Here is a 17,755-nt window from a genome sequence, read left to right on the forward strand (position 1 = left end):
GCCATAGGCATGTTTCTAATGCGTTGCGAGCATTGATTGATATGATTCGTGCTGATCATTTCCCTTAAATTTAAGATTGTAGGGAAATTGATATATGGATAAATAATAAGCTTACATACCAATAATAATTTCTAACACACGTTTAATTTCGAATTTCAAGTTTTAGTTGACAAGACAACATTACAGGGTTAATTCTATTTGGCTAGTTCTTTTTTGGAACTTAAATAATTTCCACTAACTTAAAAGTCAATAATAGCTATTATGGAAGTTGTAGAAGTATTTAAGTTACTAATTATTTTATTAATTTTTATATAGGTAGTGTTTAAATGATAAAAACTTGTAGAGCTTCAACTTTTATACCTGCACCTATAGAACAAGTCTTTGATGTTTTTACTGATTATAAAACTTACCGTTTGTTATCTGGTGTAAAAAGCACACGAGTGCTACAAGTGGGACAATCAGACCAAAGCTATTCACTTGGCACTATCCGAGAATTGGATTTGGGGTTTGGTGTCTTTCATGAGCAAGTCATGGATGTAAATTATCCACATTATTGGGATTATAAATTTATCAAATGGCCGCTTTCCTTGAGCCATATTGGTGGTCGCATGTCATTTAAATCGGTAAAAGGTGGTACACAAATGACATGGGAGTCAACTATTGAAATGAAGGGGAAAGTGAGTTTTACATTACCATTGATTGCGTGGATAAGTGGATATGGTTTAAAGCTAATGTCGTTACAGATGAAAAAAATTATAGTTAAAAAGGCTAGATAGAAGAGAGTAAATATTTTAAAAAAGATAGGTTCGATCCTAGCTATAAAATATCTAGCAATGTGAATGTAGGAACTAGTGTAAAAGCCTTCTAGTGGGCTTTTACACTAGTTCTATAATGATTACTTATTATTTATTGATAGAAGAAAATTTCTAATATTATCGGCTAACACTTTTGGTTGACTCAACGGTGCCCAATGAGCTGCATTTACTGTCGACTCACTTGAGTTACTCGCCCAGTTTTTACTGTCATCAAAAAGATAGGGGGGTAAAAATGGGTCTCGTAATGCCATTAGTGTATGTACCGGCACATCTGTCATAATCTCTTTTGCGAATAGAACACGTTGTAGTAGGTTTGCGCGATAAATGCCTAAATACCGAATTGCATCTCCTTCAACGCCTATATTCTTTTGATAATGAACGTCGGACTCATAATAAGTAATCATCCATTTCATCATCAATGTTCCTAAGCCGCTGTACCATAATAATTCTGGAAGAATTGGTAGCGTAAAGAAGGTCATAAGGCTATTACGCCAGAGTTGAACAATGAGTTGCCATAAGTTTTTTGGTGTAGGTTTGAGCAAGCGTCTTCGTAGATATAGCCCAACTTGTTCTAAACTTGGCGACATGGTTGTAAATGAAGCAATTCGTTTTTTTCCTTCACTATCGCGAATAGCATCCCACCCATAAATGCCTCCCCAGTCATGTCCAACTAAATGTATTTTCTGATTTGGGCTTACAGCATCAATCACTGCATAGAGATCATTGACTAAATGCTCGAACTGGTAATGTTTATATCCTTTAATATGTGTCGATTCTGCGCATCCGCGCATGTCAAAAGCGACAACATAAAAGTCATTTTCGAGTTGTTTTGCCACCTTTTCCCAAAAGAGTGCCCGATCTGGAAATCCATGAGCAAATATTAGTATTTCGCGTGGATGCTCATGGGTTGGTTCGTCCCCCCAAGTATAAACAGCAATTTGAATATCGGTTGAGGATGAAACAAAGAAAGCTGGTTGCTGCATGTTTATTCTCCGATTAAATATTTAGTTATGTTCGCGGGTGGTTTGACCATAGATGACATGAAAAAAAGCGAGAAATAGTAAAGCAGTACTAAACCCAATAGGGATGACAAAGCCTTGGCCCGCCAAAATATATTCAATAGGAAGAGGAAGAAAACTGATGATGCTTATAGTTAGACAATAAAGCGTCGGAAACGGCAGTAAACACATAAGAAAAACCAAACTTTCTTTCATATATGCCCAATGCTTACGACGATTTGCAGTTAAAAAGAAAATGCCGAAAAAGATGAGTAAAGCACCATTTACGACATACATCGTTCCACCAGAAAACAGAACATTCTGTGGCATAAGACCGATGTTCCAGCCGAGGTAAAATGCAGAGCTCCCCGCTATGATTGTTAAAATCGCGATTAAGTTTGCTAAATGATGTTGCTGAAAAGGAGTGGTTGTAGATGGGCGGATTAGTAAATTTCTGAATAGGTATAGAGCCAAAGGCAAAGCTACAATGGTAGAAATAATAAAAGTTGTTTTGGCTATTGGATGAGATGATAAAACATTTGATTCTTGTGCAATGAAAGCGGCAGGGACAAGGTGTCTAGCAAAATCAAAGCTAGAGAAACCTTGACCAATTATATAGTAAGTAAAACTTATAATGCCTGAAACAATAGCTAAAGCATAAAGTATTGGTAACGCACGAACATAAATCTCACTACCACGAATAGCGATAGGATTAGGTTTACGTTGAGCCATTGGTCTCGCATATTGGCGATTAATTAGAATTAAACCATAGCCAATAAGCAAACTCTCTGGCAGCATTAACCCCATAGTGACCAGATTTAAAGTTTGCTGGTCTGTGTGTGGGAAAATTGCCGCGAGTATTGCCCAATCCCAGCGTAGCATAGGTGCAACCATTAAGCTGGAAAAAGACAACGCCATCCAAGCTTGATGCTCATAGATCTTACGCTTTTTAATTGCAAAAACAGCCATCGTGATTGCAATTAAAGAGAGTACACCAAATATCCATAGTCCAATCCATGCAACCAAATGATCATATATATGATGTGGCGCAGTATTGGCAAGATAAAGTAGGGATGCAATAACTGCTATGGGTACAGTAGCAATATATAAAACACCAATGAGTCGATGTACTTTTAAGTATTTTTTTCGGAAATAAGGCCAGAACTGTAAACCACCGAATAGCATGCAGACACTGCCAAAAAAAACATGAACGACCATGAGTCCTTTGTTGTAGCTCGACATTGTTGTGAAATACAGGCCTTGTTCCAGCAGTTTAGAATCAGCATAGTGTGAAACATTATGTAATTTTGATAATCCCCATATCTCAGTACTGATATGACGCATATTTTCTGGAGTTGGATCTGTACGTACAGTCTTAATTGCTTGCTCAATTTGTTCTGTAGTCAGTTTACCCATAAACCCATCTAAAAACCGACCTTTGCCTTCTTCTAGAGCAATCCAGCCCGCTATCATCATGCTAATAATGATGATAGATAGAAAGATTCCACCCGAAAGCTTTCCCAAAATAGATTCAACACCGCTTGTACTTTGAGTTGATTTCATCTTGTTGTTTTCCCTTTCGTGTATTTAAACAGATCTAGACCATCTGAATTTATTACTTTGATATGCTAAGTTCTAAAAAGGAACTTTATAATGTCTATTTTGACCAAATAAGTGATAAATTAGGCCAAAGTAATAAATAGACATTAGTGAAAGAACAGGGGAATAACCTTATTGTTCTCATTTATATGATGGGGAAATCGCAGGGTGGTTCTAGGGTTTTAGACTACTTTTAACTTATATCCGATTGGTTATCAAAGAGTTAGATGCGTAACGGAAGGCGCTGAACAATTTTAGTAAAGTTACCAGTCGTATTGGTCGTCAAGATGAACTAAAAAACTTAGCTATAAAGCTCCTAAACACGGGGCTTTTTCTTTTGATGGGGTGAAAAATTAAACTGACTTAAAGGTGGTCGTGATATGGTATAAGAGCACCTCCAATAATAAGGATTATATATGTCAGACAATTCAACAAAATGGCTTTGTGTGGGTGGTGTTCTAAGTGGCGAGTGGAGAGAGCAGCAATTAGAAGCTTTTGATGTTGATCCCAATGATTTAAATACTCATAGTTATGAACCAATGAAACTCATTAATCCTGTTACCAAGGCAGAACAGGATTTCTATGTATATACTGAGCTACAAGAACACGCATATGATAGGGCAATAAATTTTGCCTTATCCAAAAATCAATAAGATCAAGAGAGCACTTAGGTGCTCTTTTTATTGGGTGAAATTGATTGTACAAAGCAATTTGGAAACACCAGATGATCTTAAATATGCATTAGAGAAATGAGAGTTATGTTTAAATAGTAGATCTTATTACTGGTTATAAATGATGTTAAGCTTATAAGGTATAACTTTGACGAATAAAGAAAATCACATATTATGAAAGCTATTTTATTATTTTTGATTTTTGCCTTCTCAAATACCATTGTTTTTGCTGAAGATAAAAACGATTTAAATTCTGAACCGAAATATGCGTATGCTGAAGTTTTGATTGAGCTTTATAAAGATGGACGGCATGAGGAGTATTTAAAAAAAAGCAGTGGATTTAAACATTTAGATGAGAAAATACTTAAGGCTGTAAAGGAAGCCCATTTCAAGCCAATAACCAATAAAAATATAGACCGACTGTATCTAACGCAACCGTTTAAAATTGAACTTAGCGATACTGAAATTAAAAAGAATTAAAGCATTTTTTTATCTGAAGACATGACCTGTTAAATAATTTCTTAATTCCCAAGGACTCGCTTCTCAAGCATCTCCATAAAAGTTTTTAAAATAATATTGTGGTTCTTGCCTTTGTGAGTAATTAAGCAAATAGGGGTGCTGTAATGCATTTTTTCCTTTGAAACAGCTTGCATAAAGCCATCTTCAACCCATTTCTTTGCGTAGTGGTCGGGTAAAAAGCCTAGAAATTTTCCAGTTAAAATCAAAAATGCAATTCCTTCACGGTCACTTGCAGTCGCTTTACACTCTAAAAGCTGGTGCAACTTTGCTGCTTCTGGAGTGATGGCGTAATTGGGGAGTACGGCTTGCCAGGTTTTTAACTCATCTAAATTGAGGTTGCTACATTGGTTGAACAGTGGATGGTTTTTACCGCAATACAAAAATGAGCTTTCACTATATAAATCAAAATAATCTAGACCAGACAAAGGGGTAACAAGGGGAATTGCTCCCGCATGCAAACGGTTATCTAGCACACGGCATTCAATATCTGAAAGTGTACTCATACTAATGTTAATAATCACTTCAGAATGTTCTTCGGCAAGTTGTGCCAGCGTATTGGTAATGTAGCCACTTGGCATGGTCACAAGGTTGTTAATAATACCTATATTAAATTCACCCTTTAGACGGTTATGCATTTGATTAACTTTAGAGCGAAAGTCTTCGATAGATGCGGTGAGCACTTCTATATATTCTAAAATTTCCCGTCCTTCATCAGTCAATGCAAACCCTGCACGGCCACGCTGGCATAGTCGAATGCCCAGACGATTTTCTAAATCACTCATATGCAGACTAATGGCAGAACGGCTAATGCCAAGAATACTTTCGGCAGATGTAAAACTATGGCAGTCACAAACTGTTTTAAATATTTTAAGTAATTTAATATCAAAATCAGTCACTTGATTTAATTTTTTGGGTTTCATTTAGTTTCGTTTTTTTAAATCTAAACTCAAGATAATTTGAATTTATCAAAACTATATCGCTATGTACACTCAAAAAATAGCCTCAAAACAAGAAGAGTGATTATGTTTGATATCGACAAATTAACTGATGGTGATTCTGCATCGGAAACCGTTCAATCAAATGCTCAGATGAGCTTAAATTATCAAGCGCATTGGATGCCATTTTCTGCAAATCGTAATTTTCATAAAGATCCGCGCATGATTGTTGGTGCTAAAGGATCTTATTTAATTGATAGTGCAGGCCGCGAAGTCTACGACTCTTTGTCGGGCCTTTGGACTTGTGGTGCAGGACATACACTTCCTGAAATTCAGCAAGCCGTAAGTACTCAGTTGGCTAAGCTGGATTACTCCCCAGCATTTCAGTTTGGTCATCCATTGTCGTTTCAATTAGCTGAACGAATTATTCAGCATATGCCTGAAAAATTGCAGCATGTGTTCTTTACCGACTCAGGTTCAGAGTCTGCCGACACCGCAATTAAAATGGCGCGTGCCTATTGGCGCATTAAAGGTAAACCAAGCAAAACCAAGCTGATTGGGCGCGCCCGTGGGTACCATGGGGTCAACGTTGCAGGGACAAGTCTTGGTGGTATCGGTGGCAACCGAAAGATGTTTGGTCAGCTCATGGATGTAGACCATTTGCCCCACACCTTACAGCCAGATTTAAGTTTTACCAAAGGCTGTGCTGAAACAGGTGGTGTAGAGCTTGCCAATGAAATGCTTAAGTTAATTGAGCTACATGATGCATCGAATATTGCCGCAGTTATTGTAGAACCCGTTTCTGGTTCGGCAGGTTGCATTGTACCACCGACTGGTTATTTAAAACGCTTAAGAGAAATCTGTGATCAACACGATATCTTGCTGATTTTTGATGAAGTCATTACTGGTTTTGGGCGAATGGGTAAATGGACAGCTTCAGAATATTTTGATGTTACGCCAGATATTTTAAATTTTGCCAAACAAATTACCAACGGCGCTATTCCACTTGGTGGTGTGGTCGCAAGTCATGAAATTTATGATGCCTTTATGCAGCAAGATTTACCTGAACATGCGGTTGAATTTACCCATGGTTATACCTATTCGGCGCATCCAGTAGCTTGTGCGGCTGCTTTAGCAACGCTCGATGTTTTAGAGAAGAAAAATTTAATTCATCAATCGGCTGCATTGGCTCCAAGTTTTGAAAAACTTTTACATGAGTTAAAAGGCGCTCCAAACATTCTTGATATACGCAACTGTGGGCTTATTGGTGCTGTGCAATTAGCACCACGTGATGGTGATGCGACGATTCGTGGTTTTGAAATTGGCATGCAACTTTGGAAAGCAGGTTTCTATGTACGTTTTGGCGGCGACACGCTTCAGTTTGGCCCAATGTTTAATAGCACAGAGGCTGAGTTGCAACGACTCATGAATGCCGTGGGTGAGGCAATTTATCAAGTCAAATAACACTGATCGACTTAAAACTTAATTGGACAAGATGAATAGACACAAGGAATAAAGATGAACACTTTAGAGAATTTTGACAGCAACGCGATTGCCAACACAGACACAGATTCAAGTCAGCAAGCCGTTAAAGTAGTCGGGCATTTTATTGATGGTGGCCTCGTAACCAAAACTACCAAGAAACAGCCGGTTTATAACCCAGCGACTGGTAAGAGTACTAAAGATGTTGCACTTGCAGACGCAGAGCTAGTGAATCAAGTGGTTCAAATAGCAGAGCAAGCTTTTCCAGCATGGCGTGATACACCAGTGATTAAACGTGCGCGTGTGATGTTTAAATTTAAGCAATTACTCGAAGAAAATGCTGACAAGCTTTGCCAGCTAATTGGTGAAGAACACGGAAAAATTTGCCACGATGCTAAAGGTGAATTACAACGTGGCATTGAAAACGTTGAATATGCATGTGGTGCGCCTGAGTTTTTAAAAGGCGAATATTCAAAAAATGTGGGTCCAGATATTGATTCGTGGAGTGAGTTCCAGCCGCTAGGTGTGGTTGCAGGTGTTACGCCTTTTAACTTTCCTGCAATGGTTCCGTTGTGGATGTTCCCAATGGCAATCGTTTGCGGTAACTGTTTTATTTTAAAACCTTCGGAAAAAGCGCCTTCTGCCGCTTTATTTTTAGCGGAGCTTTTAAAACAAGCTGGCTTGCCTGATGGTGTTTTTAGCGTTGTAAATGGTGATAAAGAAGCAGTTGATACGTTGCTACATCATCCTAAAATTCAGGCGGTTAGTTTTGTTGGATCTACGCCTATTGCAGAGTACATATACCGTACAGCAACGGCGAGTGGTAAGCGCTGTCAAGCTTTAGGCGGAGCAAAGAATCATGCGATTATTATGCCTGATGCCGATATTGATAACGTCGTGACTTCTTTGTTAGGTGCGGCATTTGGCTCATCTGGCGAACGTTGTATGGCACTGTCTGTTGCTGTTGCCATTGGTGATGAAGTTGCAGATGTTGTGATTGAAAAATTAAAACAAGAAATGAAGCAGTTGAAGTTTGGTCACTATGCAGATGAGCGTAATGACTTCGGACCGCTCATTACGCAAGCACATAAAGACAAAGTACAAGCTTTTATTCAAAGTGCCGAGCAACAAGGTGCTAAAATTGTTGTGGATGGTCGTGATGCAAAGCCGACAGGTTATGAGAAAGGTTTTTTTGTTGGGCCAACTTTAATTGACCAAGTTTCACCAGACATGACAAGTTACCAGCAAGAAATATTTGGTCCTGTTTTACAGGTCATTCGTGTCCAAACCATGCAAGATGCAATGCAACTGATTAATGACCATGAATATGGTAATGGAACGTGTATCTACACTCGTGATGGTGAAGCAGCACGTTATTTTACCAGCAATATTCAAGTGGGGATGGTCGGGGTCAATGTGCCATTACCTGTGCCAGTTGCATACCACAGTTTTGGTGGATGGAAACGTTCATTGTTTGGTGATCTATATGCCTATGGTCCAGATGGTGTACGTTTTTATACACGCCGTAAAACCATTACCCAGCGTTGGCCTTCGACGCAAGTCCGTGAATCCAAACAGTTCGCTATGCCTACATTAAATTGATGAATAAAAGGGAAAACTCTGATTTTCCCTTTTTTGTTTCGTACAAGTTGGAGAAGTACATTTTTAAGACGGTTTTAAAATCAGTTTGTCAATTTGAAGGAATCGAATATGAACAATGATAAAACAACAAAATTAGGTGAAGGACTTTCTAATCGACATGTCACCATGATCAGTATTGGTGGCGTTATTGGTGCGGGTTTATTTGTAGGCTCTTCTGCGGCAATTGCAAAAGCAGGCCCAGCCGCCGTACTCGCTTATATAATTACAAGTATTTTAGTTTTTCTGGTCATGCGCATGCTAGGCGAAATGGCTGTAGCACAACCAGATACAGGTTCATTTTCTACATATGCCCGTAAAGCAATCGGCCCTTGGGCTGGGTTTACCATCGGATGGTTATATTGGTGGTTTTGGGTACTGGTTATTCCAATTGAAGCGATTGCTGGAGCTGAAATTTTGCATGCTTGGTTCCCGCAAATTTCTAGTGCTGTTTATGCGTTTGCCTTTATTATTTTACTCAGCTTAGCCAATTTTTTTAGTACCAAAAGTTTTGGTGAGTTTGAGTTTTGGTTTGCACTCATTAAAGTCGTTGCGATTGTAGTATTTATTATTATCGGGGCAATGGCTGTATTTGGAATGTGGCCTTTAGCAACAAATGTGAGTGGTGTCGGCAATCTGTTTTCAAATGGTGGTTTTATGCCACATGGTATGGGCGGTGTTTTATCGGCAATTTTAATCTCGGCGTTTTCATTTTTTGGAATAGAGATTCTTTCAATTGCTGCGGCAGAATCTAAAAATCCTGAAGAAAAAATTAAACGTGCGACCAATTTGGTGCTCTACCGAATTATTTTATTCTTTGTTGTTTCTATTTTTCTTGCAGTTGCTTTGGTTGATTGGCGTTCACCAGACTTACAAAAATTTGGCACCTTTCAGTTTGTCTTAATGAGCCTGAATGTTCCTGAAACTAAACTGATTATGGATGCTGTCGTTTTTATTGCAGTTGCAAGCTGTATGAATGCCGCAGTTTACACTTCATCTCGCATGTTATTTGCCTTAGGTACACGTCAGGAAGCACCGAGAGTTGTGACAAAAATTAATGGAGCAGGTGTACCGACTTCGGCTGTGTTTTTATCTACGTTGATTGGTGTAGTGTGCTGCGCTGTAAACTACATGTTTCCAGGCCAAGTCTTTGGGTTCTTGCTCTCAACCACAGGCTCAATTGCTTTACTGGTTTATTTGGTGATTGCATTTTCACAATTGCGGTTAAGACATAAATGGGAAAAAGAGGGTACAACTGTATCTTTTAAAATGTGGTTGTTCCCATGGTTAACTTGGTTTGTGATTTTAGTCATTATGACCGTTTTAGGTTATATGTTCTTATCACCAGCCTATAGTTATGAAACCACTTTATCTTTGGGCGTAACTTTAGTGGTGGTCATTTGCGGGTTGTTTGTCACGCGAAAGCGTAAAGCAACCAGAGCGGTTGCCATGAACTTAGACTAATTAAAAAAAGAGTTTATAAAGACTTTGTGTAGTGAAATTTTATTTATCTATGCAAAGTCTTTTTATTTTTATTAGATTTTTAATGGTGCCTGTTAAATTTTCTATTCAGAAAAAAGTTCAAAACATACTCTTCTTAACCATTGGTTGCTAGGTGTTTGATGAACTCGTGCATGCCAATGCTGCTTTACGCTATAAGTCGGAAAATGATAAGGAGGTTCTAAAACTTTTAAGCCACCTCTGACTAAAAGCACCTGACTTAAATAATGAGGAATAGTTGCAATCGCGTCGGTGTCTTGAACAACCAAGCCAACCCCTAAATAGCTTGGCAAACGAACCAGAATATTTCGGTTTACTCCTAGTTTTTGTAACTCATGCTCCAGCACGTAGTGTCCACCCGTTGCAAAAATATCGACATGTAGCTCTTGGCGAAATTCCTGTTCTGAAAGCGTTGTGCCTGTAAGCCTTGGGTGTTCTTTACTGGCAATACAAATATAACGTTGCTGGAAAAGTGTTTGCTGATAAAAACCTGCTTCAAGTTGAGGCAAAAAACCAATGGCTAAATCAATGTCTCCATTTGACATCATTACTGGCGTATTGGCATCAATTGGGACAATTTCTAGGCGAATATTGGGGGCATGGGCACGTAAATAATTGATCAGTTTAGGTAATAAAACCAGATGGCTAATATCAGTCATGCTGATTTTAAATTGATAATTTGAAGTCTGTGGATCAAATTCAATATTGTAGTTTTGAACCAGTTTTAGTCGGTTCAGAATTTCTACAACCAGTGGATATATTTGTTTAGATAACTCAGTAGGTTGCATTTTATTTTCAATACGGACAAAAAGTGGGTCCTGAAAATGCTCACGTAATTTATTTAACGCAATACTTAAAGTCGGTTGTCCAATTTCAAGCTGTTCGGCAGCTTTAGACACACTGCTATGTTTATAAATTTCAAAGAAAATTTGTAAAAGCCGAGTATCAAGATCAAACACTTTAATTTCCTTGTATTGATTTTATCAATACAGACTATTGTTTTTTGTGCATGGATTCAACAATTTTCGATTGTTACATTGATGATCAAGGAAGAATAGGCCGTAAAAGTACAAAGCATTCTTGTACAAATTGGCCTTAAATAGAGGATCTTAAATGGAACAGTTAGCAACACTAGATGACTTGCCGAAACGTTATCTTGGTCAACTTGAAGAATCAAATTTGGTCCCTTTATGGCCAAGTTTACGCAATGTATTACCTCCGCATAAACCGATGCCGCAGACCATAGCAACCGCTTGGTATTTTCAGAATATTAAACCTTTATTGCTCGAAGCAGGTGAGTTAACACCAATTGAAAAAGCTGAACGCCGTGTATTGGTTTTAGCAAATCCCGGACATGGTCTGGAAAATATGAAAGCCAGTTCGGTCATGTATCTTGGTATGCAGCTTTTATTGCCAAAAGAATGGGCGCCATCGCATCGACATACCCCAAATGCAGTGCGTCTGATTGTTGAGGGTGAAGGTGCGTATACAACTGTTGAAGGTCAAAAATGCATGATGGAGCATGGAGATTTAATCCTTACGCCATCAGGGCTTTGGCATGAACATGGACATGATGGCGATGAGCCTGTGATCTGGTTAGATGTGCTGGATTTACCTTTGGTTTATTACATGGAAGCTTCTTATGTACAACCGGGCGAAATCCAAAAAGTGACCAGCACTGGAAATACTCATCATTATGGCACTGGCATTGTACCAACTGCACATTTTACCCGTGAAAATGCCTCGTATCCGATCATGCGCTACTCTTGGAAAGAAACCAAAAAAGTTTTGCATGCGCTTGCAGATGATAAAAACCATCAAGCACCAATTCAGGTGACTTACATCAATCCTGAAACTGGTGATGACTGCCAAAATATTATTGGTTACTCAGCTTTAATGCTCAGACCAAATGAAATATTACAGCTCCAACCGCGCTCTACTGCCCAAATTTTTCATGTGATTGACGGTCAGCTCCAAGTCAAAATTGATCAGAAAGATTTCAATTTAAATAAAGCTGATACAACATGTGCGCCATGTTTTGCTCATATTGATTTAATCAATACCTCAGATCAACCATGTTATTTGTTTATTGCAGATGAAGCGCCCTTACAACGGAAACTGGGTTTGTACTCTGTGCGTGAGCGCCAGTAAATAGAATATTTTATAAGGATATAAATCATGTCAAATACTCAACAACCGATATTAATTGCTGGTGGTGGCATTGGCGGGTTTGCAGCTGCACTCGCTTTGGCAAAACAAGGCTTTAAGGTACAGGTTTTTGAACAAGCCCCTGAAATTGGTGAGATCGGTGCAGGTATTCAACTAGGCCCAAATGCTTTCCATGCCTTTGATGCGCTAGGAATTGGTGAGATTGCTCGCAGTAAAGCAGTCTATACCGATTATATGGTTATGCATGATGCGATTGATGAATATCAGGTCGGCAAAATTCCAACCGATGAAAAGTTTCGTGAACGTTTTGGTAACCCATATGCGGTGATTCACCGGGCCGATATTCATGGTTCATTGGTTGAAGGCGCTAAAAAATACGGCAACTTGGAAATTATCACTAATTGTCATATTCAAAAAGTTGACCAAGATGATGATGGCGTAACGATTACCGATCAAAACGGGAAACAATATCATGGTCAGGCACTTATCGGTGCTGACGGTGTTAAATCTGTTGTGCGTGACACCTACGTTGGTGACCCTGCATTGGTTACAGGTCATGTGGTTTACCGTGCTGTTGTACCTGAAAGCGAGTTTCCTGAAGATTTGAAATGGAATGCAGCCAGTATCTGGGTAGGGCCAAATTGTCACCTTGTGCATTATCCACTGCGCGGTGGAAAGGAATATAACGTTGTGGTGACGTTCCATAGCCGTGAGCAAGAACAGTGGGGCGTAACCGATGGTTCTAAAGAAGAAGTGCTGTCTTATTTTCAAGGAATTTGTTCGAAAGCTCGTCAATTGATTGAGTTACCTAAAAGCTGGCGCCGCTGGGCAACCGCAGACCGTGAACCGATTGAAACATGGACTTTTGGCCGTGTGACATTACTTGGTGATGCAGCACATCCAACCACGCAATATATGGCGCAAGGTGCATGTATGGCGATGGAAGACGCCGTAACTTTAGGTGAAGCGTTACGTGTTACCGACCATGACATTTTAAAAGCTTTTGATATTTACCAAAAAGCACGTGTGGCACGTACAGCGCGTATTGTTTTGTCTTCACGTGAAATGGGCAAAATTTACCATGCCAAAGGTGTGCAACGCTTGGTTCGCAATGATTTGTGGCGTGGACGTCCTACTGAACGTTTTTATGATGCAATGGAGTGGTTGTATGGCTGGAATGTCAATAACTGCCTTGATGCAGTAAAAAACTATCAAGGGAATGTGGCATGAAACTTTATAGCTTTTTCCGTAGCGGTACATCGCATCGAACTCGCATTGTGTTGAATTTCAAGGGTTTGGCTTATGAAGCGGCTTATATATCGCTCGCTAAAAACGAACACCATCAAGCTGCTTTTAAAGCTTTAAATCCGCAAGGATTTGTACCAGTAATTGAAACTGAATCGGGGAACTTGTTGCAAAGTCCAGCCATTATCGAATGGCTAGAAGAACAATATCCCGAACCCACTTTATTGCCTACAGATGCATTAGGTCGTGAAAAAGTCCGTGCCATTGCTGCTTTAGTTGGATGCGATGTTCACCCCTTAAACAACAAGCGTGTTCTTGAATATTTACGCCAGAACTTAGGGCTGGATGATGCACAAATCAACGCATGGTGTGCCAAGTGGATTCAGGATGGATTTGCAGCTTTAGAGCATATTTTGGAACAAGACCAGAATCGCGAAAAGTTCTGCTATGGCAAGCAACCGACCATTGCAGATGCCTATTTAGTTCCACAAGTAGTTTCTGCTGAGCGTTTTAAAGTCGATTTGTCGGCTTATCCAAACATTAATGAAATTTACCAACATTGCATGACCTTAGAAGCATTTCAAAGAGCCGCACCTGAACAGCAGGCTGATGCATTTTGAGTTGTGATTAATTAATAGAAGGAATTTATATATGTCATTTATTTTTGAACCAATGACCACGGCTGGTCTATTTATTCACGGCTCAGAGCATAAATTTCCGGTACGCCGTGTGTATTGTGTGGGCCGTAACTATGCTGCTCATGCACGTGAAATGGGTTTTGACCCAGACCGTGAACCACCATTTTTCTTTTGTAAGCCAAATGATCTTGAGTCGGTTGTTCCGGTAAATACAGATGCGGTTGATATTCCATACCCATCTGAAACTTCAAATTTTCATTATGAAATTGAGTTGGTCGTTGCAATTGGTAAAGATGCCAAAAATGTCTCGGTTGAGGATGCAGTGAATTATATCTATGGCTATGCCGTTGGTTTAGATATGACACGCCGTGACTTACAGATGGCAATGCGTGAAAAAGGCCGCCCATGGGAAATTGGTAAAGCTTTTGATTTTTCTGCACCAGTTGGCCCAATTCATCCGATTACTCAAACGGGTGAAATCACTAATGCCGATATTCATTTAACGGTAAATGGTAAAACCGAACAGCACAGCGATGTCAGTCACCTGATTTGGTCTGTGGCTGAAACGATTGCCAATTTATCTACGCTATTTGAACTAAAAGCAGGTGATTTGATTTTTACAGGAACTCCAGAAGGCGTGGGTGCTGTAGTGAAAGGTGATGTTATGCGTGCAGACATTACCGGACTGACTGGAATTACGGTGAATGTGAAATAAATCAAATTGAACTGATTTATGGAAATAGGTGCTCAACCTAAATAAAAAATACAGTTGGGCACCTTTGCTAAGGATTGCATATACGCCAATGTATTGGCGAAAGGAGCTCTCATGTCTCAAAATTCTATAGACGTACAAAGTTTCATTGATGAAATACCGCTATCGTCTTTGCAAAAATTAATCATGTGGTTGTGTTTTTTGATTGTTGCGATTGATGGTTTCGATACCGCAGCAGTTGGGTTTATTGCACCTGCTTTAAAGGCAGAATGGGGGTTGCAAGCAACCGATTTGGCACCTTTATTTGGCGCTGGTTTATTTGGACTGATGGCCGGCGCACTCATTTTTGGGCCGTTATCCGATAAATTAGGCCGTAAACCGATTTTGATTGGTTCGGTCATTATGTTTGGAATTGCCAGTGTTTTTGCTTCTTTTTCAGCAGATTTACAAACCCTGATTATTTGGAGATTTCTCACCGGATTGGGCTTAGGTGGGGCTTTACCCAATGCAATTACTTTAACCTCTGAATATGCGCCTACATCTCGTCGGTCTAATCTTGTAACCATGATGTTCTGTGGCTTTACAGTGGGTTCTGCTCTTGGTGGTATTTTTTCGGCTCAGCTACTTCCTCATATTGGTTGGCACGGGATTTTGCTCATTGGGGGAGTGTTGCCTTTAGCGACTGTACCTTTCTTATATTTTTTATTACCTGAATCTATTCGATTTTTAGTGCTTAAAAAGAAGGGCACCGAAAAAATTGAAAAGATTATTCACCGTATTGCACCGCATTTAAATAGCACACCGACTTTGGTGCCAACAGTTAATGAAGTCGAAAAATCAAGTTTGAAAGATTTGTTCAATAAAGGCTTTGCTTTGGGCACTTTTTTGATTTGGTTTACCTTTTTTATGAGCCTTCTCATTATTTATATGATTTCAAGTTGGATGCCTACTTTATTGACCAATGAGGGCTTTAATTTATCCAACGCGTCATGGCTGACTTCAATTTTCCAAATAGGTGGAACCATTGGTGCCATTGTTTTAGGCCTACTGATGGATAAGATGGATGCAACCAAAATTTTAAGTACGGCTTATGTTTTTGGTGGTTTTTTCCTGATTTGTTTAGGGTTTGGAATTGAACAGGCAAATACGGTTTTATTGATGTTTGCCATGTTTGGGGTAGGTGCAGGAATTAGTGGTTCGCAAGTAGGAGCAAACGCTTTTGCATCTAGTTTTTATCCAACACATTGCCGTGCAACAGGGGTAAGTTGGGCTAATGCGGTAGGGCGCTCAGGGTCGATTGTGGGATCAATTATGGGTGGCTGGTTAATGTCATTAAATCTCTCCAGTTTTGAAATTTTAAGTATTTTAGCGATACCTGCATTTTGTGCCGCGGTTTCGTTGTTACTCATTAAACGTTTAAAGAAAAATCAGTCTCAAGTTTTAGTCGCTTCAAATTGAGACAACACGATTCCACCGAACAAATATATGTCTGTGCCAAAGGATGGCTCAGACAATAGTTAAAGGATGATTTGTTTCATGAAATATTTAAAAAACGAATATTTAAAGTTTTCTACTCTTTTATTTATCTGTAGTGGTCATTCATTATTGTGGGCAGCAGATACCACTCAACAAAGCGAAGATGAATGGAAGTTCACGCTAAAGAATGCTTATATCAATCGTAATTTTGATAATGATGCACTCAAAGACACAGGCAGCTGGTCTCAGGCAGCGTCATTATTTTATAAATCGAAAATGCATGACACCCCACTGCAAATTGCAGACAATCCGATTACGATTGGTGCCGATGCTTCTGTTCAATACGCCGTGCGCTTAAGTTCAGACAAACACGTCGCTGATACAGTTTTGCCTTTTAATAAAGAAACACAATCTCAAGCATCCGACTTCTTAAAATATGGTGCAACTTTAAAACTCGGTTATGACAAAACCCTTTTAAGTGTGGGTGAGCTTTGGTTAGACCTGCCTGTAACGGCTGTCGATGCGAGCCGACAATTACTTGCCTCTTATTGGGGAACCAATCTTAAATCGCAACTTTCAGATCAGCTTTATACTGAAATTGGCCGAGTGGAAAAAGTCTCTCCACGAAATGAAGAAGACTTTAAAAAGTTTTCATTTACGGCAAATGGAATTACCAAAGAATCTGATGGCCTGAACTACATAGATCTGCGCTATCAATTTACGGCGTCACTCAAGGGCGAATACTACTTTGGTAACTTGGAAGACCTCTACAACAAGCACTATGTAGGGCTTGAGCACAATTGGAAACAACCTAACTTTGCTCTCACCTCTAAGTTTAAATACTTCAATGCAAAAGATGATGGCAACACTTTTGATATTGCTGCGCAAAACATTGGAGTGCTGGAAACTGTTAAAGTAAAAAACCATACTTTCGGCTTGGGCTACCAACAAATCATGGGTGAGTCAGCTTACCCATTACCGGATGGTTTCTTACCAGAAACCTATTTCATTAACTGGAATGCTACTGGTTTCTTTAAAGAAGACGAAAAGTCTTACCATGTGATGTACGGCTATGACTTTAAAAACTATGTACCTGGTTTAAACGCAATGGTGAAATATGTGTATGGCCATGACTTTAAAGCAGCCAATGGTGAGAAAAACCACGAAACTGAGTCGAACGTGATTTTAAACTATGCGTTTCAGCAGCCGTTCTTAAAAGGTGTTGCTCTGCAATACATTCGCATTGATTACAACGTCAAACATGGTAATGACTTTGGTGAAGATCGCTTGTTTGTAAACTACACCAAAAAGTTTTAAAGACTTTTTAAAACGCATCATTAAAAAAGAGACCGTAAATG

The 17,755-nt window shown here is 39.3% G+C and carries 16 protein-coding genes and 1 pseudogene; 12 read left to right on the plus strand and 5 right to left on the minus strand.

Annotated features, from left to right (window positions below; genetic code table 11):
• Nucleotides 1-326: 326 nt before the first annotated feature.
• The gene (locus tag RMB13_RS15845; protein ID WP_231763252.1) at nucleotides 327-776 is read left to right on the plus strand and encodes an SRPBCC family protein; all 450 of its coding nucleotides are present in this window, start codon (nucleotides 327-329) and stop codon (nucleotides 774-776) included.
• Nucleotides 777-895: 119 nt separating this feature from the next.
• On the opposite strand, the gene RMB13_RS15850 is transcribed toward RMB13_RS15845, so the two are convergent.
• The 3 genes and pseudogenes from RMB13_RS15850 to RMB13_RS21875 form a co-directional block, all read right to left on the minus strand.
• Entirely contained in the window at nucleotides 896-1,798 is a 903-nt protein-coding gene (locus RMB13_RS15850) for an alpha/beta fold hydrolase (protein WP_311085729.1), read from the minus strand.
• A 21-nt stretch (nucleotides 1,799-1,819) separates the two neighbouring features.
• The gene (locus tag RMB13_RS15855; protein WP_311085730.1) at nucleotides 1,820-3,376 is read right to left on the minus strand and encodes a DUF2306 domain-containing protein; all 1,557 of its coding nucleotides are present in this window, start codon (nucleotides 3,374-3,376) and stop codon (nucleotides 1,820-1,822) included.
• A 262-nt stretch (nucleotides 3,377-3,638) separates the two neighbouring features.
• Nucleotides 3,639-3,701 (minus strand): annotated as a pseudogene (locus RMB13_RS21875) (hypothetical protein); the annotation flags it as partial.
• Between the two features lie 127 nt (nucleotides 3,702-3,828).
• Between RMB13_RS21875 and RMB13_RS15860 the strand changes: the two are divergent.
• Together RMB13_RS15860 and RMB13_RS15865 are read left to right on the plus strand one after the other, a co-directional pair.
• Nucleotides 3,829-4,065 (plus strand): hypothetical protein, encoded by a 237-nt coding sequence (locus tag RMB13_RS15860; RefSeq protein WP_045431740.1) that lies wholly within the window; start codon nucleotides 3,829-3,831, stop codon nucleotides 4,063-4,065.
• 192 nt (nucleotides 4,066-4,257) lie between these two features.
• Entirely contained in the window at nucleotides 4,258-4,563 is a 306-nt protein-coding gene (locus RMB13_RS15865; protein ID WP_311085731.1) for an energy transducer TonB, read from the plus strand.
• Nucleotides 4,564-4,604: 41 nt separating this feature from the next.
• On the opposite strand, the gene RMB13_RS15870 is transcribed toward RMB13_RS15865, so the two are convergent.
• Nucleotides 4,605-5,522 carry a LysR family transcriptional regulator gene (locus RMB13_RS15870; RefSeq protein ID WP_231763257.1) on the minus strand — a complete coding sequence of 306 codons (918 nt, stop codon included), beginning with the start codon at nucleotides 5,520-5,522 and terminating at the stop codon, nucleotides 4,605-4,607.
• A gap of 96 nt (nucleotides 5,523-5,618) precedes the next feature.
• Between RMB13_RS15870 and RMB13_RS15875 the strand changes: the two genes are divergently transcribed.
• From RMB13_RS15875 to RMB13_RS15885, 3 genes are all read left to right on the plus strand, one after another.
• The gene (locus tag RMB13_RS15875; RefSeq protein WP_134817604.1) at nucleotides 5,619-7,001 is read left to right on the plus strand and encodes an aspartate aminotransferase family protein; all 1,383 of its coding nucleotides are present in this window, start codon (nucleotides 5,619-5,621) and stop codon (nucleotides 6,999-7,001) included.
• Between the two features lie 54 nt (nucleotides 7,002-7,055).
• Nucleotides 7,056-8,621: a CoA-acylating methylmalonate-semialdehyde dehydrogenase gene (locus tag RMB13_RS15880; protein WP_311085732.1), complete on the plus strand. Its 1,566-nt coding sequence runs from the start codon at nucleotides 7,056-7,058 to the stop codon at nucleotides 8,619-8,621.
• Nucleotides 8,622-8,729: 108 nt separating this feature from the next.
• A complete protein-coding gene (locus RMB13_RS15885) occupies nucleotides 8,730-10,121 on the plus strand; it encodes an amino acid permease (protein ID WP_311085733.1) in 1,392 nt (463 codons plus the stop codon).
• 101 nt (nucleotides 10,122-10,222) lie between these two features.
• On the opposite strand, the gene RMB13_RS15890 is transcribed toward RMB13_RS15885, so the two are convergent.
• Nucleotides 10,223-11,116, minus strand: a complete 894-nt coding sequence (locus tag RMB13_RS15890; protein WP_281834120.1) for a LysR family transcriptional regulator — start codon at nucleotides 11,114-11,116, stop codon at nucleotides 10,223-10,225.
• 154 nt (nucleotides 11,117-11,270) lie between these two features.
• On the opposite strand from RMB13_RS15890, the gene RMB13_RS15895 reads away from it, so the two are divergent.
• The 6 genes from RMB13_RS15895 (at nucleotide 11,271) to RMB13_RS15920 (ending at nucleotide 17,714) form a co-directional block, all read left to right on the plus strand.
• Nucleotides 11,271-12,308 (plus strand): cupin domain-containing protein, encoded by a 1,038-nt coding sequence (locus RMB13_RS15895; RefSeq protein ID WP_311085734.1) that lies wholly within the window; start codon nucleotides 11,271-11,273, stop codon nucleotides 12,306-12,308.
• A gap of 27 nt (nucleotides 12,309-12,335) precedes the next feature.
• Nucleotides 12,336-13,556 (plus strand): 3-hydroxybenzoate 6-monooxygenase, encoded by a 1,221-nt coding sequence (locus tag RMB13_RS15900; RefSeq protein ID WP_311085735.1) that lies wholly within the window; start codon nucleotides 12,336-12,338, stop codon nucleotides 13,554-13,556.
• Complete coding sequence (gene maiA / locus RMB13_RS15905) at nucleotides 13,553-14,191, plus strand: maleylacetoacetate isomerase (protein WP_311085736.1); 639 nt, start codon at nucleotides 13,553-13,555, stop codon at nucleotides 14,189-14,191. The genes RMB13_RS15900 and maiA overlap by 4 nt, the downstream gene beginning before the upstream one ends.
• 31 nt (nucleotides 14,192-14,222) lie before the next feature.
• Nucleotides 14,223-14,924, plus strand: a complete 702-nt coding sequence (locus tag RMB13_RS15910) for a fumarylacetoacetate hydrolase family protein (RefSeq protein WP_311085737.1) — start codon at nucleotides 14,223-14,225, stop codon at nucleotides 14,922-14,924.
• Between the two features lie 111 nt (nucleotides 14,925-15,035).
• Nucleotides 15,036-16,379: an aromatic acid/H+ symport family MFS transporter gene (locus RMB13_RS15915; RefSeq protein ID WP_311085738.1), complete on the plus strand. Its 1,344-nt coding sequence runs from the start codon at nucleotides 15,036-15,038 to the stop codon at nucleotides 16,377-16,379.
• 78 nt (nucleotides 16,380-16,457) lie between these two features.
• Nucleotides 16,458-17,714, plus strand: coding sequence for an OprD family outer membrane porin (locus RMB13_RS15920; RefSeq protein WP_311085739.1), 1,257 nt, complete (start codon nucleotides 16,458-16,460; stop codon nucleotides 17,712-17,714).
• Nucleotides 17,715-17,755 lie beyond the last annotated feature (41 nt).

This window comes from Acinetobacter sp. V102_4 (genome assembly GCF_031799005.1).
GTDB classification, from domain to species: Bacteria; Pseudomonadota; Gammaproteobacteria; order Pseudomonadales; family Moraxellaceae; genus Acinetobacter; species Acinetobacter calcoaceticus.

Bases quoted from the DNA above. Each gene is read 5' to 3' on its own strand.
- RMB13_RS15845 (WP_231763252.1), top strand. From the start codon at position 327: ATGATAAAAACTTGTAGAGCTTCAACTTTTATACCTGCACCTATAGAA.
- RMB13_RS15870 (WP_231763257.1), bottom strand. From the start codon at position 5,522: ATGAAACCCAAAAAATTAAATCAAGTGACTGATTTTGATATTAAATTA.
- maiA (WP_311085736.1), top strand. From the start codon at position 13,553: ATGAAACTTTATAGCTTTTTCCGTAGCGGTACATCGCATCGAACTCGC.
- RMB13_RS15855 (WP_311085730.1), bottom strand. From the start codon at position 3,376: ATGAAATCAACTCAAAGTACAAGCGGTGTTGAATCTATTTTGGGAAAG.
- RMB13_RS15900 (WP_311085735.1), top strand. From the start codon at position 12,336: ATGTCAAATACTCAACAACCGATATTAATTGCTGGTGGTGGCATTGGC.
- RMB13_RS15920 (WP_311085739.1), top strand. From the start codon at position 16,458: ATGAAATATTTAAAAAACGAATATTTAAAGTTTTCTACTCTTTTATTT.
- RMB13_RS15850 (WP_311085729.1), bottom strand. From the start codon at position 1,798: ATGCAGCAACCAGCTTTCTTTGTTTCATCCTCAACCGATATTCAAATT.
- RMB13_RS15910 (WP_311085737.1), top strand. From the start codon at position 14,223: ATGTCATTTATTTTTGAACCAATGACCACGGCTGGTCTATTTATTCAC.
- RMB13_RS15880 (WP_311085732.1), top strand. From the start codon at position 7,056: ATGAACACTTTAGAGAATTTTGACAGCAACGCGATTGCCAACACAGAC.
- RMB13_RS15865 (WP_311085731.1), top strand. From the start codon at position 4,258: ATGAAAGCTATTTTATTATTTTTGATTTTTGCCTTCTCAAATACCATT.
- RMB13_RS15885 (WP_311085733.1), top strand. From the start codon at position 8,730: ATGAACAATGATAAAACAACAAAATTAGGTGAAGGACTTTCTAATCGA.
- RMB13_RS15915 (WP_311085738.1), top strand. From the start codon at position 15,036: ATGTCTCAAAATTCTATAGACGTACAAAGTTTCATTGATGAAATACCG.
- RMB13_RS15860 (WP_045431740.1), top strand. From the start codon at position 3,829: ATGTCAGACAATTCAACAAAATGGCTTTGTGTGGGTGGTGTTCTAAGT.
- RMB13_RS15895 (WP_311085734.1), top strand. From the start codon at position 11,271: ATGGAACAGTTAGCAACACTAGATGACTTGCCGAAACGTTATCTTGGT.